This is a genomic window from Acinetobacter sp. YH12251 (assembly GCF_013417465.1).
GTDB classification, from domain to species: domain Bacteria; phylum Pseudomonadota; class Gammaproteobacteria; order Pseudomonadales; family Moraxellaceae; genus Acinetobacter; species Acinetobacter amyesii.
This window is the reverse complement of record NZ_VPDZ01000004.1, coordinates 34,996-58,494: the sequence shown is the minus strand read 5'-3', so window position 1 is coordinate 58,494 and position 23,499 is coordinate 34,996. Positions and strand designations below refer to the sequence as shown.

The following is a 23,499-nucleotide window of genomic DNA, read 5'->3' as shown; positions in this document are numbered from 1 at the left end:
AAGAAAAGATCAATGGTCATGAGGTTAAACTCTGCACAATAAAAAAGCCTAAACTGAAACGGTTTAGGCTGTCATTTTACTGGTTACATCAGGCTGATTTTTTAAACTTAATGTTAGAAAGGAACGTTTAATAACTGACTTAAGAAATGTGGAATGAGCTTCGGTTCAAGAATAATCGTTATGATTACACCATATGCTGCGCCCCAAAGGTGTGCGCTGTGGTTAATATTGCTGTTGCCACGTTTACCTGACCAAATACTATAAGCCACATACAGCACGGCAAAAATAATCGCAGGAACAGGAATAAAGAATACAAAAATCAGTTTCCAGGGTTCAAACAGAATATACGCAAAGAGTACCGCAGACACCGCCCCAGAAGCCCCTAAACTTGCCCAATGGGTATCATGCTTATGTTTTAAATAACTCGGAATAATCGCCGCGATCAAGCCGCCTAAATAAAACAGCACAAAGCCCATGTCGAAGAAATATTGGCGATAAAAACTTTCAATCACGCTACCAAAGAAAAATAAGGTAATCATGTTGAACAATAGGTGCGCGCCATCTGCATGAATAAAGCCATGGCTAATAAATCGGTCATATTCGCCACGACTGAGGGCTGGCGGCCAAAATAACAAACGATTCATCACTTTCTGATTTGAAAATGCAATCAGTGAAATCACCACCGTAATCAGGATAATGGTCACGGTGTGGTTAAAGGGTAGGCCCAACATATATGACTATTCTACTTGTTAAAATTTATGCTCAATAATGCCATTAAATCTGCCTAAAGCGTGAACTTTCAGAATAATTCCGACAATTTTAGTTGATTTTTTTCTAATGCCCCGCATCTTAAGTTAAAATAGCGACTTCAGCTTGAGGAAATATTGTAATGTCGACTGAGAACAACAGCACAGCAGTTGCTGAAGAAATTCCAAACCTATTGATCACTCCAAATGCCCAAGAGTATTTGAAAGATCTTTTGGATAAACAAAATACACCGGGCATTGGTGTACGTGTTTTTGTGGAAAATCCGGGTACGCCACGTGCTGAATGTTGTATGGCTTACAGTGCACCAGAAGAAGTTGTGCCTACAGACTATAAACAAGACTATCCAGATTTCCCTGCATTTATCGATACCCCATCAATTCCATATCTTTTGGATGCGGTGATTGACTATAACAAAGACCGTTTTGGTGGTCAGTTAACTTTCCGTGCGCCAAACTCAAAAGTGCCACGTGTGGGTCCAGATGCCTCTGTAGAAGAGCGAATCACTTATGTTCTACAGTCAGAAATTAACCCTGGCCTTGCAGGTCATGGTGGTAACTGTGCATTGGTAGAGGTGGTTGAAGATGCAGAACATGGTTTAACTGCAGTGCTTAAATTCGGTGGTGGTTGCCAAGGTTGTTCTTCAATCGATTTAACCTTGAAACAAGGTGTTGAAACAACATTGAAGCAGCATGTACCTGAGTTAATGCGTGTTGTTGACCAAACGGATCACAGTAATACTGAAGGCGCTTATTTCAAATAAGTTTAGTATTGTTATAAAAAGCCGCAATGTTGCGGCTTTTTTATTGTCTAAATCAAATAAAACGAAGATTTTTAAATGATTTCTGATGTTTTTACAGCGAGTTGATAAGCGATATCATAAATATAAATGAGAATGATTATTAAAATTAGTTGCAATATTATTCGTGGTGGTTACAATGTGCAACACATTATTCTAGATTTCTCCATAACTTAGCCACTTTGGGAACAACCAAATGACCAAGCATCTCCTCCGTTCAACACTTACACTTTCAGTTCTAAGCGCAATGGTAAGCCTCAGCCATGCGAATGAAGCAGCAGAAGCAGTCGATGAATCTGCAGTTAAAATGGAAACTATTGTTGTTACTGCAGCAGAACAAGTTAAACAATCATTAGGTGCTTCAAAAATTACGGCAGAAGATTTAGAAAAAATGCCGGTTGTGAATGATATTTCAGAATATGTGCGCCGTATGCCGGGTGTAAATTTGACTGGTAACAGTGCCACAGGCCAGCGAGGGAATAACCGTCAGATTGATATCCGTGGAATGGGGCCTGAAAACACGTTGATCTTAATTGATGGCAAGCCTGTAAATTCGAGAAACTCAGTACGTTATGGCTGGCGTGGTGAGCGTGATACACGTGGTGATTCGAACTGGGTACCTGCAGATGCTATTGAGTCGATTGAAGTACTGCGAGGTCCAGCTGCAGCACGTTATGGTTCAGGTGCGATGGGTGGTGTGGTCAATATTAAAACCAAGAAAGTGACCAACGACGTGCATGGCTCTGTGGAGGTTTTTACCAATCAGCCTGAAGATGCTAAAGAGGGCGCAAGTCACCGTGAAAGCTTTAACTTAAGCGGCCCAATTCTCAAAGACGTCCTTTCATATCGTTTCTACGGTAGTTATAACAAAACCGATTCAGATGCTGCGGATATTAATGCTTTAATGAACAATGGCGCGCGTATGGCGGGTCGAGAAGGCGTTGAAAATAAAGATATCGCAGGGCGCTTGGCTTGGCAGTTGAATGATCAACAAGTCTTGATGTTTGACGCAAGTGTTGGCCGTCAAGGCAACCGTTTTGCAGGCGACAGTCAAAACAGTGTATTTGATCCAGCCGATCCAAATAAAGCGCCAATCTTATCGGCTTTAATCGGTGAAGAAACCAATACCATTTATCGTGATAGTTTTGCATTAACCCATGAAGGTACGTGGGGTTGGGGCGATAGTAAACTCATTGCGCAATATGACAAAACCAAAAATAAACGCCTACCTGAAGGAACAGGCGGTAGTACTGAGGGACAGATTAATAATCTCGAGAATAAACAAACGTCACATCTAGAAACCATTCGCTTTAATGCAGAAGCCAATCTGCCGTTCCAATGGTATGTCCCACAAGTATTAACTTTAGGCGCTGAATGGGTTGAAGATGACTTTACTGATACGGTTAATACACAAGCTGGCGCAGGCGGTTTTGGCGATGTGTTGACCTCAGGTGACCGTTCACACATGGATTCACGGATTGCATCGGCCTATGTTGAAAACAATATGAACTTGGGCGAAAGCACCGATGTTGTTTTGGCACTACGCTATGATAATCATAGTAAATCGGGCGATAGCTGGAGTCCAAGTCTCAATATTACGCAAAAACTTGGCGACTATTGGAGATTAAAAGGTGGTGTGGCTAAGGCGTATAAAGCACCTAATATGTACCAAAATGCGGAAGGTTATCTGTTAAGCACTCGCGGTAATGGCTGTCCGATTGGGCTGAGCCAATGTCTATTACAAGGTAATGGCGATCTCAAACCTGAAACTTCAGTGAATAAAGAATTAGGTGTACAGTTTGAAAAAGACATCGTAAATGCAAGCTTTGCATGGTTCCGTAATGATTATAAAAATAAGATCGTTGCTGGGGATACACGTCTAGAAGAACTGGAAGTAAATGGAACAACATATAATGTACTGCGTTGGATGAATACGCCAGAAGCCTTGGTGGAAGGTGTTGAAGGAAGTATTTCTTTGGACTGGGGTGATATCACGTGGACCAATAACGTCACCTATATGATCAACTCTGAAGATAAACGTACTGGCAATCCACTTTCAGTGATTCCAAATTACACCATAAACTCTATTTTGAACTACAACATCACGGATCGATTAGACAGTAACTTTGTCTATACCCAATATGGTCGTCAAAAACCACGTCAATATGCAGAAACCAGTCTTGAAAGCAAAAATGGCTTGGCGATGGATAGCGTGAAAAGTTATGGCATTGCAGGCATTAACTTTGGTTATAAATTTAATGCGGCTTTAAGTGCTCGTATCGGTGTGAATAACCTATTTGATGAGCAAAAACTGCGTGATAAAACGGTCAACCAAACATATAACGAGCCGGGTCGAGCTTATTATGCAAGTTTGAAATACCAGTTCTAAGTATTTCCAAAAGAAAAGCCGCTTAACGCGGCTTTTTTTATGTTGGGATATTTAAAATTTTCAGTGCTTCACTTGAGTAGTAGAATTGTTCTAAATAGAGACGTGAACGCTCACGCAAATAACCCGACTCAATCATTTGTTGAACGATAGGATTGAGTAAGTTTTGAAGTTCATGCTGAATCAGTGCTTCATCAATATTTAAATCACGTAGCAATAAATCAAAAGGGCGTTCTGCATTACGCACGTACCAAGCGTATACGCCATCATGCACTTGCTGTTTCATATACTCAGACTGTCGCATAAAGTCCCAAATTTCATGACCCATCGCAACCGTTTGCGGCAAGTCCTGAACTTCAACATAGTTCTTTAATACCGAAACTGGCAGCGCTTTAATTTTATGCCATAAATTGGCTTGAAAATGGTACAGCTTATGATCATCAAAGTGCTGATTTAACACGGTTTCACTCATTTGACTGAGTTTTAAAATATTCTTTTGCAAGTATTTGCTGACCGCATTATCTAAATTGGTATCAGTGACATTTTCCAGTACCGATTTCCCCATTTTCATAAATCGTGAAACACCGGGTACCGATTTTGCAATCACCGAATTATCTAAATAATCTTGTATCGCATGTTGAATCAATTGACTGATCATGGCTGAAAATGCAGGATTGTTGACCATGGTATGAATTAAACGCTGACGATGTCCTTGTTTACTGGCCACATACTGTGCAATTTTATCGATGGTCAATACAGGAATGATTTCGGCAATTGTGGTGCTGTCATTTGCAGGGTGAATCAGTGCAAATTTGATATGTTCAGCAATTTGCTCAATTAGGAATTGACTTGCAGGGGTATTTAAAATTTGTTTCTGCAACAAGGCATTGATTTGATCAAAGCTCCAAATCTGCTGCAAAGATTGTTTACGAAACCATTGATAAAAATGGGTGAATTCAGTGGCTACGGTATCATTGTGTGAAAAGCTCTGATCTAAAAAGTTCAGTTGAGCGTCAATCAACTGCTCAATCATCGGGTTTTTCTGCATACTTTCCCTGAAGTCCCAGTCATGGGTATCTAAAAATGGCGAATGCTCAGTTTAACTGAATCAGTTTATCTACCAAAGGGTTTTTAAACTTTTGACTTTTCGCGAGGAAAGGCAAGTAATGGTCTGCAACTTGTTGTTCGGCTTCTAAGATTGGCATATGACCGACATTATTTAAAATCACTGGGGTTTCTGCACGTTTCAGTAAAGACTTGAGTTCGCCTGCCACTTCCACATTAAAGATTTTATCTTGTTTGCCCCAAAGGATCAGGGTTGGGGCTTCTACTGTTCGTGTTAAACGAGCAAAAGTTTCAGGGGTGTAGATTCGATTGAGCGTGACGACTTGATCGATCATTTTACTGGTGAAGGGCGCACGCGCAATTAAGATATTCTCCTGCGCTTCTTTAAGCTGTGTCGGAACATTGGGCGGATTTTGCATGAGTTTATGCATGACATCATCTAAATCACCCGGTTTTGAAACGATTAAATTTTTAAGTTTATACGGGTCGCGGGTGTAACTGGTATTGGCCTGTTTATAAATGCCCGCGCTGTTGAGTAAAAATAAGCTTTGGGTATCAAAAGGATATTGAGAGGCATATACCGTGGCAATGGAACCACCCAATGAGTGACCTGCAACATTCAGTTTATCTTCAATATCTATTTTAAGGACAAACTGGCGTAGTTGTTCCGTGACATTCGGCACTGAGACATCAAAATCGACCGGCACATGTGTATCGCCATTGGCCGGAAGGTCAGGGATGATCACATGATAGTTCGGTGTTAAATAATGCGCAACACGATTCCAATTATCACGTGTGCCGCCTAAACCATGAATCAGCAAGATGGTCGGTTTAGAGCGTTGACCGCCTTCGCTATAACTCCAATTCACATTGCCGACTTGAACGCTATGTGTAACTAAACCAGCCGCTTTACGCTCTTGGCTCAAATAGTTTTGCACGATAGAGGGTACGGCAAAGTTTTTGCTGATGGGAGACGGATTTGCAGCCAAAGTGTGGTTGGCAGTAAACGTCATACAGCAAATTGTTGCTAGCTTGAAAAAGCCAAAAACGCGTGAATGATGTCCTTTCATTGACGTTTACCCCAGTTAAATCGAATCGATATATTTTTTAGATCATTTATATGACTATTATCAGAATGGGCTGAAATAGTAAAAGCGTATATTTATGAAATATATTGTAAATTAAAAATGACCTTTGTCATCCATTGCTTTTTTGACGTGGTTAAACTTGCGTTTTAATAATGTGAACCATTACAGAAAAAATAATTTTTTTTGATGAATGTGGAGTAGCATTTTCTATCAAGTTGCATCGTCGTAGAAAAAATTCACAGCAATTGTTTTTGCAAGTGACAATCGATTCGACTGGGATTAAAATATTGCAACTTCGGATAAGGGTAATTAGAACATGCTAACAGCAGCAGAAGCTTTAGATCGTTTAAAAAAAGGGAATCAACGTTTTGTAGACGGTGAAACGAATCACCCAAAGCTTTTGACGCATCAACAACGTGCTGAAATGGCCGAAAGCCAAGAACCTTTTGCGATTATTTTAGGATGTTCAGACTCACGTGTTCCTGCTGAAATGGTATTTGACCAAGGCTTAGGCGATTTATTCGTGATTCGTGTTGCAGGTAATATTGTGGCACCGTCTCAAGTCGGTAGCGTGGAATTTGCAGCAGAAAGCTTCGGTTGTCCTGTGGTCATTGTATTGGGTCATACACACTGTGGCGCGATTCATTCTACGATTGAAGCTTTAACTAACCCTGCGACACCGCCATCAGCTAACTTGATGTCGATTGTGAACCGCGTTCGTCCATCTGTAGAAATACTCATGCAAACTGAATTGAAAGATGACCTCGAAAAACTTTCAATGCATGCAGTACGTTCAAACGTTTTTGCATCAGTAAATCAACTTCGTCATGGTTCAGCAGTCCTCGAAAACTTAATTGCGCAAGGCAAATTAAAAGTGGTGGGCGCTGAGTATTCACTCGAAACGGGTGAAGTAAGCTTCTACGATTTCTAAGCAAATTACAGTAAAGACAAGATATTAAAAAAGGCGCTCATGAAGCGCCTTTTTTATGAACCGATTTTCACCAACTAAATTTATAAGCTTGCTTTGATCAATGGATATGCATTGTTCAGCAAAATCGGTTGCGCTTTGGCATTCGGGTGAATCTGATCTTGTTGCATCAAATTTTTATGTCCCGCCACCCCTTGCATAAAGAAAGGTAATAATTTGACTTTGTACTGTTGGCTCAACACTTGATAGTTATTTTCAAAAGCTTGGCTATATGCCTTGCCATAATTCGGTGGAATTTTCATTCCAAATAAAATCACTTTCGATTTAGCCTGTTGGCTTTTTTGAATCAGCTGCGCTAAATTTTTTTGAATTTGTGCAGGGGGCTGTCCGCGTAAACCATCATTACCACCTAACTCAATCACCACAAGGTCTGGACGATGGGTCTGCAACAGTTTAGGCAGTCGTGCCAAAGCACCACTGGTGGTTTCACCGCTGACACTTGCATTGACCACTTTATGTTGTTTCGGATACTGTTGGTCTAGACGTTTTTGTAATAAGTGAACCCAACCTTGCTGCACTGAAACACCATAACCCGCACTTAAGCTATCGCCCAAAATCATAATGGTTTTGGCAGAGAGCAGCATCGGGCAGAACATCAGTGCAATAGCCAGCAAGTAACTCAATAGACGATTATTTTGAATGCGATTTTGCATATAGGGAAGATATGACCCAACTCACGACAGATGTTGACATCATGCCACAGGCGATTATTTCTGCACAGCAATTGACACAAAAGATACAACTTCCACAAAAACAGTTATCGATCTTTGAACACCTCGATCTTGAAATATTTGCAGGGGAACAAGTTGCAATTACTGGTCGTTCTGGTTCAGGTAAATCCACCTTGTTGGGGATTTTGGCGACCTTAGATCAGGCCAGTTCGGGACAATTACGGGTCTGTGGTCAGGACATTCATCTATTAAATGAAGAACAGCGTGCTCAAGTCCGTTTGGCTCATATTGGTTTTGTCTTTCAGTCTTTCCAGTTGTTGCCACATTTAACGGCACTGGAAAATGTCATGCTGCCGCTACGGTTACAAGCAAATTTTCAGGTCAAAGCTGCCGAAGAAAAAGCATTAAAACTGTTAGCAAAGGTTGGATTAGAACGTCAAGCGCATCAAGCCCCTAAAGTTTTATCCGGTGGTGAGCAGCAACGGGTTGCGATTGCCCGTGCTTTGGTGAGTGAACCCGATCTGATCTTTGCAGATGAACCGACAGGTAATTTAGACAGTGCAACAGCACAGGAAATTGAACAACTGTTATTTCAGTTAAATCGTGAAATGGGAACCACTTTGGTATTGGTGACGCATGATGCCGAGTTGGCCCGTCAATGTCAGCGCCATTTTGAATTGGTCAATGGTCAATTGATTGAGCATCGAACAGGAGATGCTGCATGAATCTTTTGGCACTGTTTCGACCACTCTTACAGCTGAGTTTTAAAACTACGGGTGTATATTTATTATTGATCGCACTGACCTTGGCGATCAGTGCCACCACGGCTTTAAAGTTTAGCAATGTACAAATTCAAAATGCTGTAGCGCTACAAGCTGCTGAAATGTTGGCAGCAGACTTGGTGCTGACAGCCAATGAACCAATTCCACAAGAGTGGCAACAACAAGCCAAAGCACAGCAATTAAAACAATCGAATGTCACGCTATTTAGCAGCATGGCGCACACTGATCAGCAATTTGTCATGGTCAATGTCAAGGCCGTTGATGCCGCATTTCCATTAAGAGGTGAAATCGAAACAGAACCGAAACTAAACCGCTCCATACAAGCAGGTGAGGTTTGGTTAAGTCCGCGTGCCATGGATTTGTTGGGTGTTAAGGTTGGAGATCAGATCAATATTGCTGATGCTGCTTTTCAAGTCAGTGCCAAAATCATCCATGACACCAATCAGGAACTCGGTTTCAGTGGTTTTTCACCGACAGTTATGATTGCGCAGTCTGAGGTGGCGAGAACCAATGCCATCCAAGTCGGGAGTCGGATTGAATATCGCCTGTTAATGGCAGGAGATGCACAAAATACCCAGCGCTTTGAAAAACTCTATAAGCAGAAATTTGGTGATCAAAGCGAAGACCGTTCCGCTAACTCAGATCATACGCAGGTTCAGGATGCAGCTCAAAGCAGTTTAAAAATGAGAAATGCCAGTGAAGGCAATACTCGCTTAATGAAGCCGATTGCAAACCTAGAAACGTTTTTACAACTGGCGAATATTTTAACCATTCTACTTTGTGGTATCGCCATCGCATTAACCAGCCAGCGCTATGTACAACAAAATCAGGATGCCATTGCACTGATGCGCTGTATTGGATCGACCAAACAGCAAATATTAAGTGCTTATCTGGCTTTACTGTTGGTTGTACTCGGGCTTTCAATCCTGTTTGGAAGTTTGATTGGTCTGGGATTGGGGTTTGGCTTATTGCAACTGATGCTACAGCTGATTCCAAATTTACAATTAGAGTTTTCAGCCCTGTCTATGCTGCTTGGCCCGCTTCCAATTGCAATATTCACCAGTGCGATTGTGCTATTAGGATTTGTTCTTCCAAGTCTTTGGCAATTATTAGGGACACCGCCAGCACGGGTGATACGACAACAAGAGCGTTCTGTACGTTCCATGCTTTGGATGCTCAGTTTCGGAACACTCAGTTTGGTGGTGTTTTGTGTGGTTTTAACTGAAAATTTACAACTCACCCTGTGGCTGATTTGCGCCATCATCTTCCTGTGTGTTGGCCTATATATGATGGTCTGGCTCAGTTTAAAGGCTTTGAAAAGTTGGGGGACGAAAATCTCAGCGTATATACGCACACCGTATCAAACGGCATTTCAAATTACCGCATTAGCATTGGGTCTAAGTCTGATTACGGTTTTAGCGGTATTACGTACAGATTTGCTGGAACGTTGGCAACAACAATTGCCACAAGGGACACCTAACCAATTTGTCTATGGATTACCGCCATTTGAGTTGCAGGATTTTAATCAACAACTCAAGCAGCATGGTTGGCAAGGGACGCCGATGTACCCAAATATTCGTGGACGATTAGTTGCCAAAAATGATCTCCCTTTTTCGGATGCCTTAATTAAAAGCAATAATTCATTACGCCGTGAATTGAATCTCACACAGGCTGCAACTTTTCCAAAAGATAATCAAATCATCGCGGGCAATCAGCAGTTTCAACAGGTCAATGAAGTATCGGTAGAAGTGAAAACCGCACAAGAACTGGGTATTCAAATTGGAGATCGACTGAGTTTTAGCCTTCCTGAAGGGATTTTACAAGCCAAGGTGATCAACCTTCGCAGTGTGGAGTGGGAAAGCTTTAGTCCAAATTTCTTCTTTATTTTCTCTCCCCAAACCATGGATGAAAATGCCGGCAGCTATTTGGGGAGTTTCTATGTTCCACCGCAAGATAAAAATCAGTTAATTGGTCTAATTCAGCAGTTTTCGAATACCGTGTTTATTGATGTCAGTCTGATTTTGGATGAGATCAAACGCATCGTCAGCGTATTGGTTCAGATTATTACTATCTTGGCGCTATTGGTCAGTATTTCAGGCATTTTGGTCTTGATCGCATGTTTGAACTTATTTATGGATGAACGCAAAAAAGAAGTGGCATTACTGCGTTCCTTTGGCAGTTCCAAGCAAAAGCTAAAGTCGATGCTCAGTTTGGAAGTTGGTTTGATGGGGCTAATTTCAGGTGTCGTGGCATGTATTTTTGCCGAAGTGATCAGTGCGATTGTCAGTTATAAAATGGAACTGGTCATCCAGCTACATGCAGAAATTTGGTTGATCCTCCCACTGGTCATGACCTTAGTCTGTACTTTGATCGGACGTTATCGCTTAAGTTATCTTTGCGATATTCCACCCTTAGAAAGTTTGCGTGAACTGAATAGTTAAGGGTGGAGATGGTTAACAGCTGAGCAAGTTAAGAGTGGAGCAGGAACCCAGTACCTAGTTCAGGTTTAGACATGATTTGACGTGTTTTTTAACATGTCTGTGTTATAGCTACAGGGTTCATTCCACTGTTTAACGTGCTGCGAGAGATTGCTTCATCAGCAGGATAAAGTGTTCCCAAAGCGGTAAAATCGGTTGGATTAATTGTTGGCAATGCAGATAAAACAGATAGCATCCGACAGCTGCGGCGATTAGACCGATGATTTGAATGAGCAGGGATTGATGTAATTTTTGTCCCACATACCAAATGAAAGCCAAGGCAGCGCCCATCAACATGCCGCCAATATGCGCGGCATTATTAATCCCACTGATCATAAAGCCCATCGCGAGGTTAATGCCCATCACCATCAATAAGGTTTTTTTATCCGGATAAAATTGCTGTTTAGGTAACATGGGAAGCAGCGAAATAATCGTCAACGCTGCACCCACTCCCATCACTGCACCCGATGCACCTGCACCAATACTCGGGAAAAGCTGCTGATTGGCTGCACCTTCGGCCAATAATGCATAGCTGTCTTGAATGGTTAAATACCCACTCAACAAACTTCCCATCAGTCCTGCTAAAACATACAGGCCGAGGAAATAGAAACGACCTAACATTTGCTCGGCAACACTGCCAAAAATATACAAAGCCCACATATTCAACATCAGGTGAATCAGGCCAAAATGAAAAAACATACTGCTGAATAAGCGGATGGGTTCCTCTAAAAAGGTTAAAGGTGCATAATCAGCACCCCAACGCAAAGCATCTAGTGTGTCGGGTTGGCTAACGTTCATTCCATGCAACACTTGCCAGCCAAAGAGTCCAACATTGATGGTAATTAAGAGTGCCGTGATCCACCACAGTTGGATTTGCAGCTTACGGGTTGATACAGCAGGAGGGCTGAGTTCAGACATGCTATTCTTGTACTGTGTCAAAATATTTAAAAATAAGCTTAACATGAAAAAACAGAATTTCTGGAGTAACACACTGACATGAAAGCCTTTATTGTTCGTACATTGTTAATTCTTGTCAGTCTTGTGCTTTTGGTGCAGCTTTGGATCTTTGGGAGTCTAGTGTGGTGGCGTACGCATCCTGTGGAATCGACGATGATGATGCGTTTAGATTATTGGTCTGAGCCATCAAAACCGATTAAACACGAATGGCGTGATTACGACCAAATCAGTGATTATGTCAAACATGCTGTTGTTGCCGCGGAAGATGGCAAGTTTTTACAACACAAAGGTTTTGATTGGGAAGGCATGCAAAATGCCTTAGAACGTAATAAAGATAAAGGCAAAGTAGTCGCAGGTGGGTCTACCATTTCTCAGCAATTGGCAAAAAACTTATTTTTATATAATAAGCGTTCATTTATCCGAAAAGGACAGGAAGCCGTTGCAACATGGATGATGGAACGCATGTGGACGAAGCAGCGCATTTTAGAGGTATATCTCAACTCGGTTGAGTTTGGGGATAACATTTACGGCGTAGAAGCTGCAACACAGCACTACTTTGGTAAAAGTTCAAGGAGTTTGAGTCGAGAGCAAGCAGCGTTTATTGCGGCTATTTTGCCTAATCCAAAATATTATGATGAAAATCGACAAGATCGTAAGCTAAATTATCGTAAGCGCATGATCCAAAAATATATGCGTTATAGCCATATCCCAGATTAAGAACGATCTAAACACTCGTCAAATGGCATGGCAGTGATTTGAATTACAACAAAAGCTCATATTAATGGGCTTTTTTTATGAAATTGTCACAAATTTGAAGCATACTAAACTGAGTACAGCACACATTTTTTAATATGGGTTTGAAATGAATACCGCAGCTGAAGTCGCGCAAGTACCTACTGAATATACTTATAATGATCGTTATATCAATCGAGAGTTATCGATTCTCGACTTTCATCTGCGTGTGCTTGAACAAGCGGTTGATCCGATACACCCCTTACTTGAACGCATGAATTTCTTGCTGATCTTTTCGCGCAACTTAGACGAATTTTTTGAAATTCGTGTTGCGGGAATGATGGAACAGCTAGACTTAGGTAATGAAAGCCGCAGTCCAGATGGCTTAACACCAAAACAAGTATTAGATGAAATTTCTGCGACAGCGCATGCGGCAATTGAGCGCCAGTATCGTATTTTAAATCAAGAAATTTTACCTAAACTGCGTGAAGAAGACATTTGCTTCTTACGTCGTGGTGAATTAACCCCTGCACAATCGGCTTGGGTAAAAAAGTATTTCCAAGAACAAGTTGCACCAGTTTTAACCCCAATTAGTTTAGATCCCGCACATCCATTCCCTCGCTTAGTCAACAAATCGTTGAACTTTATTGTGACTTTAGAAGGGAAGGATGCTTTTGGTCGTCAGATTGACTTAGCCGTTGTGCCTGCACCACGTTCGCTGCCACGTGTCGTTCGGCTTCCTGATGAATTAACCGGTGGCAAAGAGCATCATGTGATGCTATCGGCAATTATTCATGAACATGTCTCTGATTTGTTCCCCGGCATGACGGCAACGGGTTGCTACCAATTCCGCGTGACGCGTAATGCCGATTTGGCTTTAAATGAAGATGTTGAAGATTTGGCTAAAGCCCTCAAAGGTGAGTTGAATTCACGTCGTTTTGGTCGCGCCGTTCGCTTGGAAGTGACAGAAAATTGTCCGCAGCATATTTATGAATATTTGCTTGATGAGTTCGATTTAGAAGAAGAGCAACTTTATAAAGTGGATGGACCAGTTAACCTTGCACGTTTACTGTCAAACTTTAAACGTCCACATCTACGTTATGACGCACATATTCCTGTTATACCGAAAGTACTCAAAAAATCTGAAAACATTTTTAGTGCGATGCAAAAACAAGATATTTTGCTGCACCATCCCTTTGAATCATTCGCACCGGTAATTAATTTACTGCGTGAAGCTGCACGTGATCCACAAGTTTTGGCCATTAAACAAACGCTTTATCGAAGTGGTGCAGATTCGGAGATTGTGCAAGTTTTAGCGGAAGCAGCACGTAATGGCAAAGAAGTCACCGCTGTAATTGAGCTTCGAGCACGATTTGATGAAGAATCAAACATTGCTGTGGCTAATGTATTACAAGAAGCAGGCGCAGTTGTCGTGTATGGCATCGTGGGCTATAAAACTCATGCCAAAATGATTTTGGTGGTACGCCGCGAAAACAATAAATTGGTGCGATATGTGCATTTAGGTACGGGCAATTATCATGCGGGAAATGCGCGTATCTACACGGATTACGGTCTATTAACCACAGATAAAGAACTCTGTGAAGATGTACATCGTATTTTCCAAGAATTGACCGGTATGGGTAAAATGGCGAAGCTAAAAAAACTGCTGCATGCGCCATTTACCTTACATACTCAACTCATCAATTATATTGATAATGAAATTACTAATGCTAAAGCGGGTAAGTCTGCGCAAATTATAGTCAAGGTTAATGCATTAACAGAAGTTCAGTTGATCAATAAACTGTACGAAGCGTCACAAGCAGGTGTACAGATTGATTTAATTATTCGTTCTATTTGTTGTTTGCGTCCAGGTTTACCGGGGCTCTCTGAAAATATTCGCGTGCGTTCTATTGTTGGGCGCTTTTTAGAGCATACTCGAGTGTATTATTTCAGTAATAATGGTGATTCACGTATTTTTTGTTCAAGTGCAGACTGGATGGATCGTAATTTATTTAATCGCGTGGAAGCCTGTTTTCCAATTGAAGATCCAGCGTTGAAAAAGCGTATTTATCAATTAGGTTTAGTGAATTACTTAAAAGATAATCAGCAAGCTTGGTTACTCCAAAGCGATGGGCGCTGGATTCGTACGCATGTTCAAGAGGGTGAGGAAGCACATAATTCACAGCATGTGCTTTTAGACGCATTTAAATAAATGTGTTGAACAAAAATAAAGGGAGCAATGTTCCCTTTATTTTTTTTAAATTTTCTAGATTGTTTTTGAATCGTTTATCTCAGCTAAATTTAGCTGTAGCTACTAATTTTTCGGTAGATATTTTTAACAAAACCATCAATTTGATACGTTGAAAGTTTTAACTCACGGACCATCTGCTCTTGAGTCGCGCTATGGCTGACCATATCTAAAATTTGGTATTCAGCTGGATTCAGACTGAGCTGTTTAGGTGCTGCATTTTGCGGACTAAAAGTTTCACTCAATAAAAATTTAGCAAAACTGGGATGCAATGCAGCGCCACCTCTTAAAATGGTTTTCAGTTGGTTGTAAGTATCTTCCATCGGTTGTTGAATCAACATATAGGCGGTTGCACCTAACTGAATGGCATGTAAGGTTAAATCTGTAGATTGTTCATTGACTAAAATGATGAGATTACTCGAAGGATAAATCTTTTTGATTTTATGGATGAAAGAGATATCGGACTGCTGAGTGATCACTAAAAAAATTAAATTGGGTAATTGATTGAAAATTTGTTGTTCTGCATCTGCTAAGTTTTCTGTAAATGTGATGAGATCTTCAGGATAACCGAGGTTTTCTAAGATGTTAAACAGCACTGTTTTTGAAGTCATTGCTTGATGATCAATGATCAAAACAGGTACTGGTAATAAAAATTCACTCATCATACATTTCGCTCATTTATTATTTTTAATCAAATTGCATTTCCATAATGTGCATGAAAGTGAATTAGAAAAATATACCTAGAAGTAGTGATTTATATATCAAAGTATAATTAAGTTATTGTGATATAATAGAATTTAATTAATGTATGGTTTTTTGTGTTTTTCATTATATTGAATGCAAAGATTTATAGTTTTTTCGTTTTTATTTTTAGAATATTGATTAAATAATCATCAGATTTAGATTCGAATTGAAAATAATAATTGAAATGTGAAAGCAGTATTTTGACAATTAATAAATTGAACTGTTTCTGATGTGAGTTAATATTCACCTATTGCTTAGTTATTTTAAACATAAATATTAGTGACTATTTAAAATAATGTGTTTTATTTCTCATCAATGGTTATTTTATAGCATAAAACACAATAATAAAAAAAAGCCCTTTGAAAATGAATCAGACGTACTTTCTCTAAAATACCTGAAACTAGTGATTTTAACGAAAGTTATATTTTACTAAGATGTATTTATCTTCTTACTTATCTGGCTAGTGTGAAGATATTGTTGAGGCGATGAATTGAGATATACATCAAGTCATATATTACCTTATCAGGCTACCTATTTGGGTTAGCCTTTTCTTTTTTCTAGAGAATGTATTTTTCATTTTCAATTTTAAACTCATCTCAATATTATTACTTCTGCATTATTCATTTCTGCCAAATAAAAAAGAGAGCACAGGGCTCTCTTTAATTTTCACACTGATTAGTTAGTGCAGATTATTAGTGATTTTCTGCAAGATTTGAAGCAATACATCAAATTCACTTTGAAGCGGTGTACTCTTACGTGTTACCAATGCCAATGTGCGTGTAGGACTTGCTTCAATTTCTTTCACAGCCAAATCTTCATTGGCTTTGATCATATTGGTATGAACTGCAATTTCAGGCAATAAGGTAAAGCCTAAATCTGCGGAAACCATTTCAACCAAAGTTGGCAATGAGCTTGCTTTTAATCGATGGTCATTTTTACGTTCACCAATCGGGCAAGCACTCAAAGCATGATCACGTAAGCAATGGCCTTCTTCAAGCAACATTAAACGAGATAAATCTAGGTCGTCTAAAGATTTCGCTTGAGCTGCATTTTGGTCAGCTTTGTTGTACACCAAGAACAATTTTTCTTTGTTTACTTCTGCAACTTTCAAGCTACGTGTATCGAAAGGAAGAGCAAGTAATACGATATCTAGATTACCGTGCTCGAGTTTCTCTACAATTTTTTCACTTTGTGCTTCATGTAAATGCAATTGAATTTTTGGTAATTGCTTATGCACTTCTTCTAATAATGGCGCAAGTAAGAACGGCGCAATAGTAGGAATGACCCCTAGATGTAAATCACCCGTTAGAGGTTCGCTCATTTCACGACTTAAACGCATTAGGTCTTGCGCATCTGCCAATAGAACTCGGGCTCGTCCCACAACTTGTTCGCCAAGAGGAGTTAAACGCACGTTTTGACGGTCGCGTTCTACCAATACGCCACCTAGTAAACGCTCAAGTTCCATGATCCCGCCAGACAAAGTAGACTGGGTGACAAAAGAACGACGCGCAGCTTCAGTAAAGTGTAGCGTTTCTGACAGTGTTACTAGATATGACAGCTGTCTTAAGGATGGTAATGCAGCCATAGTGTCCTAATTTATGATTTAAAGTGATCAGCAAACAAACCGCTAAGATATGGAATAAAATGCGGTGGGATATCATGCCCCATTCCATCAATTAATTCAAATTTAGCACCTGAAATAGCCTTTGCAACGGCCTTACCATGGCTTGGCGGCAGCAAACGGTCACGAGCTCCATGAACCACAATGGTTTTATGCTGAATTTGTTTATCCAACTGCAGCAGGGAACCTGTACATAATATTGCTAAAAACTGTTGAAGTACACCCGCTGGGTAATAACTCCGCTTATAGAGTTTACGTGCAGTTTGTATCGCTTCAAGCTGATTAATATAGCCTGGAGAGCCTATAATATTAAAAACTTTCAGGCTATGGTTAATAATTCCATCTTCATCGTTAGATTCAGGTTTTTCAATTAGACTAAATAATTGCTTTGGAAATGGCGGTGGAAGTAAGGGTTGGATGTTACTGGTAAACAGTAAGCTTAAGTTGTGAACTTTGTCTGGATAGCGTGCTGCCACGATTTGAGCAATCATGCCGCCCATCGAAGCGCCTAAAATATGGACTTTATCGAGTCCCATACGATCAATTAATAGTGCAACATCGTCTGCCATATCGTATAGATCATAGGGCGCACCCTGATTCTCTAGACCTAAGGCAAAACGTCCCATCAATTTAAAGGTGTTAAGACGTGGGCCTGGGTTACGAATTTTACTCGACAGACCAATATCACGATTATCAAAGCGAATAACTCGGTAACCTTGATCTATTAGGGACTTACAAAAGAAATCGGGCCAATACAACATTTGTGCGCCGAGTCCCATAATCAATAAGATTGCGGGATCTTCAGGATGACCACCCACTTCGACATGAAGTTCAATGCCATTGCCTAACTCTACGCGAGTTTCATGCATAAAAGAGGCATAAGGTGAAATATTAAACTGAAGGGCACTATTCATTGTTATTTTCCTTTAAAAAGGACGTCTATTATTATCAGGACGTCCTTGTATTTAAACCTTAAACTGAAGCAGGAATCAAGTCCGGAACCTGCTTAGTCAAAGTTAAGCGTTGCTTCCCAGCAGTTGCACCGAGCAGTACAAATCCACGTAATACGCCATCTTGATCGATCGCACGGGCAATCATGCCATCTTCAAGCTCTTCTGTTTCCCATTGGGTTTCTACATCAATAGGTGCAGGAAGGACAGTTAAAGGTGCAGCAGGTGTTTTAACAGCTACAGGCATGGCAGGATAATGCACTGCGGTATGTTCGCCATTGAGGGTTTTTGCCAAAGCACGTGCTTGTTGCATGATCGGCATGACGTATGGAAGAAGGGTACCATTGACTTCAGCACAGTCACCGACAGCATAGATATCTGCCAAGTTGGTTTCTAAGCCTTTATTGGTTAATACGCCACGACTGGTGTGAATGCCAGCTTGTTTTGCTAAGTTAATCTCAGGCTGTAAGCCAATCGCAGACAACACAACATCTGCCACTAAGCTTTGACCATTGGCAAGGCTCACTTGATAATCACCATTTTCAATACGTGACACTTTGTCGACTGTCGTACCTAAAACGAATTGAATACCCGTTTCTTCTAAATTGCTTTGGAATTTAGCTGCAACATGAGACGGCAGTAGGCGACCCAAAGGTTGCGGAGCTAAATCGACCACCGATACTTTCGCCCCAGTATTTTGGAGGTCGTTGGCAAATTCACAGCCAATCAAGCCTGCCCCTAAAATCACCACACGTTTATCTTCACGTGCTGCAAGCTGTTTACGGAAAGCTTTGTAGTGATCTAAATTGTTGACGACGTGAATGTCTTCACTGCCATCACCCGAAATAGCTAAGCGAATTGGATTTGCGCCGACTGCTAAAACGAGTTTTGAATATAGTTGTGTTTGAGTTCCATTTTGGCTTTCAATAGTAAGCTCATGTTTTGCTGCATCAATGGATTTAACCCAACTCTTATTGATGATTTGCATATTGAGTTGAGCCGACATTTTTTCGGCATCCCCTAGAGGGATTTGCTCAGGAGTTTTATTACCAACGAGCGCATTGGATAATGTCGGTTTAGCGTAGTTAATGGCATCATCCGCACAGATCATAATAAGTTCTAGTTCAGTATTTAACTTTCGAAATTCACGTGCAACGGCATATCCCGCCATACCAGAACCAATAATGACAATAGGGTGCATACTCAACTCCAAACACATTTCATATTTTTTAAAGACAAAAAAAAGACCATAACGATGATGGCCTTAGATTCTATTTATTAGATTTCAACCATTTCAAAATCTACTTTAGAGACGCCACAGTCTGGGCAAGTCCAATCATCTGGGATATCTTCCCATTTCGTTCCTGCCACGATACCGTCTTGTGGCCAGCCTTCTGCTTCGTCATAAATCCATCCACAAACGATGCACTGATACTTTTTCATTCCATTCTCCAAAAACTGACACAAAATTAAGTCAGTAAATACTTCATAACTGTATAAGTTTATACCTTAAGGTTAATTAGCCTTATACAGTAGACTCTTATGTTAAATTTTTACGCAGTTCTAACGATAAAGTAAAGTGGCTAAGAGTTTAATGAGTGAAATTAAAAGCAGAATGGCAGTGAGGGACAATAAATATCATCAAAACCCCAGATCTGGGAAAAATTGTCTGACAATATTTATGCCTATTGAAAAGTATATTTGAATTCATTTCCGTGAATTGGGTTCTAAATACCGCTTTTTCTATCTACATAGACTAAAGTCTTGCAGAAAAAATCTCTAAAATCTTTTATTTTATGATTAGGAAAATATATATTTGATATTTTTTAAATAAATACAATATTAATAATCAATAACTTATGTAAATTTGCTGTATCTTAAATATGCATTTTAGTCGGGGGTTAGCTGTTCTTTTCTCTCAAATCGCGTTAAAATTCACACATTCCTTCCTTAATTTATTTTCTCCTATTATGAGTAATTCTACTGCTGCGGCATTGTGGTCTAACATTCGTACTGTCCAAGATTTCCCAAAACCAGGAATTTGTTTCTTTGACCTTACGCCGTTATTTATGAATAACATCGAATCGTTAACTGATGCCCTAATTGCAAGTATTCCAGCTGAGCAATTGGCAGAAGTAGATAGCTTTATTGCAGTTGAAGCGCGTGGTTTTGTTTTGGCAAGCTTACTTGCCCAGCGTACGGGTAAAGGTTTGGTGTTGGTACGTAAAGCCGGAAAATTACCACCACCTGTTGTCGGTGTTGGTTATAGCCTTGAATACGGTTTAGATCGTCTTGAAATGTCAGCTGAAATCGAATCACAAAAAGTAATTATTGTGGATGACGTATTGGCGACGGGCGGTACGCTTCGTGCAGTGAAACAATTGGCTGAAAAATGTAAACACCAAGTTTTAGGCGCAAGCATTTTCTTAGATTTGCCTGACTTGCATAAAGATTTAGGTTTAAATATCTGGTCTGTTTTAGATGATAAAACACGTCCTGAAGCAGATGCTGCCTAAGCGTCAGGTTTAAAATGTAAAAAGCCTTGTCTATGACAAGGCTTTTTTATGTCTGCTAAAAACGACGCTGCTGCTTAAGCTTAATATTAATATTATGATTTATTTTTTTAAGTAATTTAATTCGAGATGTTGGATTAAATCATTAATATTTTCAGGGCATTGAAGGCGATGATGTCCGCCATCCATGACTTGAACCTGCATATAGTCCTCGAGTTGTTTTTCTGCCTCATACATATCCAAGATTTCATCCCCACGTTCGATATATGCAATTTGTGGAATATCGTTATCCAAATCCATTTCATTGATTGCAGGGTAGTCGTCGCGAAAGTCTGGATGCAGACTCGGGTTGGCAATTACACATGGAATGCGATGAAACAGCGACATTTTTAATGCCCAATATGCCCCGAGACTATGCCCGACGATGATATCGGGCTTAATGGTTTCAATACTCTCGTGGTAAAAATCCGCAACAGTTTGAAAATTTAAGTTGCGATAGTCCACTTCAATGCAGAATTTTTGTTTTGCATTGATGGCATGGAACTTCGTAGATTCACGGGAAGAATCCAATCCATGTAAAAACAGAATTTTCGATAAGCAGGAAGTCATTGTTTTTCTACACACTGTTTTCAAACATTTTTGGATGTGTTGAATATTTTATTTTTCAACAATTTTATGACTTCATTGTAGAGAGAATTGTCAAAAAGAGAATTTAGCTTTTGGTCTAATTTATAGGCATTTAAAAGACTTTAGTCTTAAAGAAAATAGATTAATAGGTTGAATTAAGTTGTTGATATATATTTTAATGTATTGATAATTATAAGTATTTTTAAATCTTTTAGTTATCATCTGATATCATTAAAATGTAGGTTTTCGAGCTTGAGTATTTAATTTTTATCTACTGCACATCTGTAAAGTAGGTTCTATGTCTACCTGAAGGTATAACGATTAAAACATCTTACTTCGATAAATTTCTACTTATTAAAAAAATGCGCGCATTGCTTACTGCTCAATTCAAAGGAAATCTGCTATGCTATGCAACTTCCGTTTTTTAACTATTTGAGACAGAGATGACGCAACATAACGCTCAATCGACTTCTGAACAAGCCATTTCCGAAAACGATTTAATTGCACAGCGTCATGCCAAGTTAGAGCACATCAAAGAGCACGCCAAGGAAACAGGTGTTAGCCCGTGGCCTAACACATTTAAGCGTGAACACTATGCACAAGACCTACAAGATCAATTCGCTGAAAAATCAAAAGAAGAAATTGAAGCAGGCGAAAAGGTTTATGTAAAAGTTGCTGGTCGTGTGATGTTGAACCGTGGTTCATTCATCGTAATCCAAGATATGACTGGTCGTATCCAGCTTTATGTACCACGTAAAGAGTTGGATGCTGATGTTCTTGCAACAATTAAAGCACTCGATTTGGGCGATATTATTGCCATTGAAGGTTATATTGGTCGTTCTGGTAAAGGTGACCTGTATGTTCATATTGAACATTTTGAGCTTTTAACCAAATCACTCCGTCCACTTCCAGACAAATTCCATGGTTTGACTGATACTGAAGTTAAATACCGTAAGCGTTATTTAGACCTCATCATGAACGAAGAAACACGTAAAACTTTTGAAATTCGTGCAAAAGTGGTGTCAGGTATTCGTTCATATTTGAGCAATGAGCGTTTTATGGAAGTTGAAACACCAATGATGCATGTGATTCCGGGTGGTGCATCTGCGCGTCCATTCGAAACTCACCACAACGCATTAGATATGCCTTTATTTTTACGTATTGCGCCTGAGCTTTACTTAAAACGTTTGGTCGTTGGTGGTTTTGAGCGCGTGTTCGAAATTAACCGTAACTTCCGTAACGAGGGTGTATCAACACGTCATAATCCAGAATTCACAATGATTGAATTCTACCAAGCATATGCAGACTACAAAGACCTGATGGCTTTGACAGAAAATATGCTTGAAAAATTGGCCATCGACATCTTAGGTTCGACTGATGTGCCTTATGGTGATGAAGTGTATAGTTTCAAAGGTCCATTCAAGAAAATTTCGATGTTTGATGCGATTCTTGAACACAACCCAACGTTCACCGCTGAAAATGTATCTGACCGTGAGTTTCTTGCAAACTTCGTTAAAAATGAACTGAAAGAGCAAGTAAAACCTGGTTTTGGTTTAGGCAAACTTCAAACCATCGTATTTGAAGAAACTGTTGAAACAAAACTTCGTCAACCGACATTCATCACAGAATATCCAGCGGAAACTTCACCATTAGCACGTCGTAATGATGAAAATCCACATATTACTGATCGTTTTGAATTCTTCATCGGTGGTCGTGAGTTGGCAAATGGTTTCTCAGAGTTAAATGATCCGATTGACCAAGCTGAACGTTTCCAAGCCCAAGTTGCTGAAAAAGATGCGGGTGACGATGAAGCAATGCATTACGATGCAGACTTCATTGAAGCATTGGAATATGGCTTACCTCCTACAGCGGGTGAGGGTATCGGTATTGACCGTTTGGTGATGTTGTTTGCGAATGCTGCAAGTATCCGTGAAGTGATCTTGTTCCCACATATGCGTCATAAAAACTAATTTAGTTTTTTGAAATAAAAAACCCGCTTACTGCGGGTTTTTTATTTTGTATTTTTATTGGACATCTTTACCGAAATGATGAAAAAAAATGAAAGGAGATACAGTTTCGCCCTTGA

20 protein-coding genes are annotated in these 23,499 nt (G+C 40.0%); 9 read left to right on the top strand and 11 right to left on the bottom strand.

Annotation, left to right across the window (positions count from 1 at the left end; genetic code table 11):
• Positions 1–113: 113 nt before the first annotated feature.
• A complete protein-coding gene (locus FTV27_RS04905; protein WP_180026481.1) occupies positions 114–731 on the bottom strand; it encodes a rhomboid family intramembrane serine protease in 618 nt (205 codons plus the stop codon).
• A gap of 158 nt (positions 732–889) precedes the next feature.
• Between FTV27_RS04905 and nfuA the strand changes: the two genes are divergently transcribed.
• Positions 890–1,528 (top strand): Fe-S biogenesis protein NfuA, encoded by a 639-nt coding sequence (nfuA, locus tag FTV27_RS04900; protein WP_078189947.1) that lies wholly within the window; start codon positions 890–892, stop codon positions 1,526–1,528.
• A 232-nt stretch (positions 1,529–1,760) separates the two neighbouring features.
• A complete protein-coding gene (locus FTV27_RS04895) occupies positions 1,761–3,953 on the top strand; it encodes a TonB-dependent siderophore receptor (RefSeq protein WP_180077268.1) in 2,193 nt (730 codons plus the stop codon).
• Between the two features lie 37 nt (positions 3,954–3,990).
• On the opposite strand, the gene FTV27_RS04890 is transcribed toward FTV27_RS04895, so the two are convergent.
• Together FTV27_RS04890 and FTV27_RS04885 are read right to left on the bottom strand one after the other, a co-directional pair.
• Positions 3,991–4,998 carry a hypothetical protein gene (locus FTV27_RS04890; RefSeq protein ID WP_180024089.1) on the bottom strand — a complete coding sequence of 336 codons (1,008 nt, stop codon included), beginning with the start codon at positions 4,996–4,998 and terminating at the stop codon, positions 3,991–3,993.
• A gap of 46 nt (positions 4,999–5,044) precedes the next feature.
• The gene (locus FTV27_RS04885; protein WP_373683680.1) at positions 5,045–6,085 is read right to left on the bottom strand and encodes an alpha/beta fold hydrolase; all 1,041 of its coding nucleotides are present in this window, start codon (positions 6,083–6,085) and stop codon (positions 5,045–5,047) included.
• A gap of 334 nt (positions 6,086–6,419) precedes the next feature.
• Between FTV27_RS04885 and FTV27_RS04880 the strand changes: the two genes are divergently transcribed.
• Entirely contained in the window at positions 6,420–7,034 is a 615-nt protein-coding gene (locus FTV27_RS04880) for a carbonic anhydrase (RefSeq protein WP_111884438.1), read from the top strand.
• Between the two features lie 80 nt (positions 7,035–7,114).
• Here the strand turns inward: FTV27_RS04880 and FTV27_RS04875 are convergent, their stop codons facing one another.
• Entirely contained in the window at positions 7,115–7,744 is a 630-nt protein-coding gene (locus tag FTV27_RS04875; RefSeq protein WP_078189940.1) for an arylesterase, read from the bottom strand.
• 11 nt (positions 7,745–7,755) lie between these two features.
• Here FTV27_RS04875 and FTV27_RS04870 point away from each other — a divergent pair, with 11 nt between their 5' ends.
• Together FTV27_RS04870 and FTV27_RS04865 are read left to right on the top strand one after the other, a co-directional pair.
• Complete coding sequence (locus FTV27_RS04870; protein ID WP_180077266.1) at positions 7,756–8,487, top strand: ABC transporter ATP-binding protein; 732 nt, start codon at positions 7,756–7,758, stop codon at positions 8,485–8,487.
• Positions 8,484–10,985 carry an ABC transporter permease gene (locus FTV27_RS04865; protein WP_180077264.1) on the top strand — a complete coding sequence of 834 codons (2,502 nt, stop codon included), beginning with the start codon at positions 8,484–8,486 and terminating at the stop codon, positions 10,983–10,985. The genes FTV27_RS04870 and FTV27_RS04865 overlap by 4 nt, the downstream gene beginning before the upstream one ends.
• A gap of 129 nt (positions 10,986–11,114) precedes the next feature.
• Here the strand turns inward: FTV27_RS04865 and FTV27_RS04860 are convergent, their stop codons facing one another.
• A complete protein-coding gene (locus FTV27_RS04860; protein ID WP_180077262.1) occupies positions 11,115–11,939 on the bottom strand; it encodes a rhomboid family intramembrane serine protease in 825 nt (274 codons plus the stop codon).
• A 78-nt stretch (positions 11,940–12,017) separates the two neighbouring features.
• On the opposite strand from FTV27_RS04860, the gene mtgA reads away from it, so the two are divergent.
• Together mtgA and ppk1 are read left to right on the top strand one after the other, a co-directional pair.
• A complete protein-coding gene (gene mtgA / locus FTV27_RS04855) occupies positions 12,018–12,695 on the top strand; it encodes a monofunctional biosynthetic peptidoglycan transglycosylase (RefSeq protein WP_078193019.1) in 678 nt (225 codons plus the stop codon).
• Positions 12,696–12,840: 145 nt separating this feature from the next.
• Complete coding sequence (gene ppk1 / locus FTV27_RS04850; RefSeq protein WP_078193018.1) at positions 12,841–14,922, top strand: polyphosphate kinase 1; 2,082 nt, start codon at positions 12,841–12,843, stop codon at positions 14,920–14,922.
• An 89-nt stretch (positions 14,923–15,011) separates the two neighbouring features.
• On the opposite strand, the gene FTV27_RS04845 is transcribed toward ppk1, so the two are convergent.
• From FTV27_RS04845 to rubA, 5 genes are all read right to left on the bottom strand, one after another.
• The gene (locus tag FTV27_RS04845; RefSeq protein WP_180077260.1) at positions 15,012–15,623 is read right to left on the bottom strand and encodes a response regulator transcription factor; all 612 of its coding nucleotides are present in this window, start codon (positions 15,621–15,623) and stop codon (positions 15,012–15,014) included.
• 758 nt (positions 15,624–16,381) lie between these two features.
• On the bottom strand, positions 16,382–17,287 hold the full coding sequence (gene oxyR, locus FTV27_RS04840) for a LysR family transcriptional regulator OxyR (RefSeq protein ID WP_180007453.1): 906 nt from the start codon (positions 17,285–17,287) through the stop codon (positions 16,382–16,384).
• Between the two features lie 11 nt (positions 17,288–17,298).
• Positions 17,299–18,237: an esterase EstB gene (gene estB, locus FTV27_RS04835; protein ID WP_078189932.1), complete on the bottom strand. Its 939-nt coding sequence runs from the start codon at positions 18,235–18,237 to the stop codon at positions 17,299–17,301.
• A 58-nt stretch (positions 18,238–18,295) separates the two neighbouring features.
• Positions 18,296–19,474: an NAD(P)/FAD-dependent oxidoreductase gene (locus FTV27_RS04830; RefSeq protein WP_180024096.1), complete on the bottom strand. Its 1,179-nt coding sequence runs from the start codon at positions 19,472–19,474 to the stop codon at positions 18,296–18,298.
• Between the two features lie 77 nt (positions 19,475–19,551).
• A complete protein-coding gene (rubA, locus tag FTV27_RS04825) occupies positions 19,552–19,716 on the bottom strand; it encodes a rubredoxin RubA (protein ID WP_005179369.1) in 165 nt (54 codons plus the stop codon).
• 527 nt (positions 19,717–20,243) lie between these two features.
• On the opposite strand from rubA, the gene FTV27_RS04820 reads away from it, so the two are divergent.
• The gene (locus FTV27_RS04820; protein ID WP_078189930.1) at positions 20,244–20,789 is read left to right on the top strand and encodes an adenine phosphoribosyltransferase; all 546 of its coding nucleotides are present in this window, start codon (positions 20,244–20,246) and stop codon (positions 20,787–20,789) included.
• A gap of 99 nt (positions 20,790–20,888) precedes the next feature.
• Here FTV27_RS04820 and FTV27_RS04815 read toward each other — a convergent pair whose 3' ends face one another.
• Positions 20,889–21,395: a YqiA/YcfP family alpha/beta fold hydrolase gene (locus FTV27_RS04815; RefSeq protein WP_180077258.1), complete on the bottom strand. Its 507-nt coding sequence runs from the start codon at positions 21,393–21,395 to the stop codon at positions 20,889–20,891.
• Positions 21,396–21,856: 461 nt separating this feature from the next.
• Between FTV27_RS04815 and lysS the strand changes: the two genes are divergently transcribed.
• Positions 21,857–23,383 (top strand): lysine--tRNA ligase, encoded by a 1,527-nt coding sequence (gene lysS / locus FTV27_RS04810; RefSeq protein ID WP_180077256.1) that lies wholly within the window; start codon positions 21,857–21,859, stop codon positions 23,381–23,383.
• The last annotated feature ends 116 nt before the right edge of the window (positions 23,384–23,499 follow it).

Coding starts and splice junctions, on each gene's coding strand:
- FTV27_RS04905 (WP_180026481.1), bottom strand. CDS start 731: ATGTTGGGCCTACCCTTTAACCACACCGTGACCATTATCCTGATTACG.
- nfuA (WP_078189947.1), top strand. CDS start 890: ATGTCGACTGAGAACAACAGCACAGCAGTTGCTGAAGAAATTCCAAAC.
- FTV27_RS04895 (WP_180077268.1), top strand. CDS start 1,761: ATGACCAAGCATCTCCTCCGTTCAACACTTACACTTTCAGTTCTAAGC.
- FTV27_RS04890 (WP_180024089.1), bottom strand. CDS start 4,998: ATGCAGAAAAACCCGATGATTGAGCAGTTGATTGACGCTCAACTGAAC.
- FTV27_RS04885 (WP_373683680.1), bottom strand. CDS start 6,085: ATGAAAGGACATCATTCACGCGTTTTTGGCTTTTTCAAGCTAGCAACA.
- FTV27_RS04880 (WP_111884438.1), top strand. CDS start 6,420: ATGCTAACAGCAGCAGAAGCTTTAGATCGTTTAAAAAAAGGGAATCAA.
- FTV27_RS04875 (WP_078189940.1), bottom strand. CDS start 7,744: ATGCAAAATCGCATTCAAAATAATCGTCTATTGAGTTACTTGCTGGCT.
- FTV27_RS04870 (WP_180077266.1), top strand. CDS start 7,756: ATGACCCAACTCACGACAGATGTTGACATCATGCCACAGGCGATTATT.
- FTV27_RS04865 (WP_180077264.1), top strand. CDS start 8,484: ATGAATCTTTTGGCACTGTTTCGACCACTCTTACAGCTGAGTTTTAAA.
- FTV27_RS04860 (WP_180077262.1), bottom strand. CDS start 11,939: ATGTCTGAACTCAGCCCTCCTGCTGTATCAACCCGTAAGCTGCAAATC.
- mtgA (WP_078193019.1), top strand. CDS start 12,018: ATGAAAGCCTTTATTGTTCGTACATTGTTAATTCTTGTCAGTCTTGTG.
- ppk1 (WP_078193018.1), top strand. CDS start 12,841: ATGAATACCGCAGCTGAAGTCGCGCAAGTACCTACTGAATATACTTAT.
- FTV27_RS04845 (WP_180077260.1), bottom strand. CDS start 15,623: ATGATGAGTGAATTTTTATTACCAGTACCTGTTTTGATCATTGATCAT.
- oxyR (WP_180007453.1), bottom strand. CDS start 17,287: ATGGCTGCATTACCATCCTTAAGACAGCTGTCATATCTAGTAACACTG.
- estB (WP_078189932.1), bottom strand. CDS start 18,237: ATGAATAGTGCCCTTCAGTTTAATATTTCACCTTATGCCTCTTTTATG.
- FTV27_RS04830 (WP_180024096.1), bottom strand. CDS start 19,474: ATGCACCCTATTGTCATTATTGGTTCTGGTATGGCGGGATATGCCGTT.
- rubA (WP_005179369.1), bottom strand. CDS start 19,716: ATGAAAAAGTATCAGTGCATCGTTTGTGGATGGATTTATGACGAAGCA.
- FTV27_RS04820 (WP_078189930.1), top strand. CDS start 20,244: ATGAGTAATTCTACTGCTGCGGCATTGTGGTCTAACATTCGTACTGTC.
- FTV27_RS04815 (WP_180077258.1), bottom strand. CDS start 21,395: ATGACTTCCTGCTTATCGAAAATTCTGTTTTTACATGGATTGGATTCT.
- lysS (WP_180077256.1), top strand. CDS start 21,857: ATGACGCAACATAACGCTCAATCGACTTCTGAACAAGCCATTTCCGAA.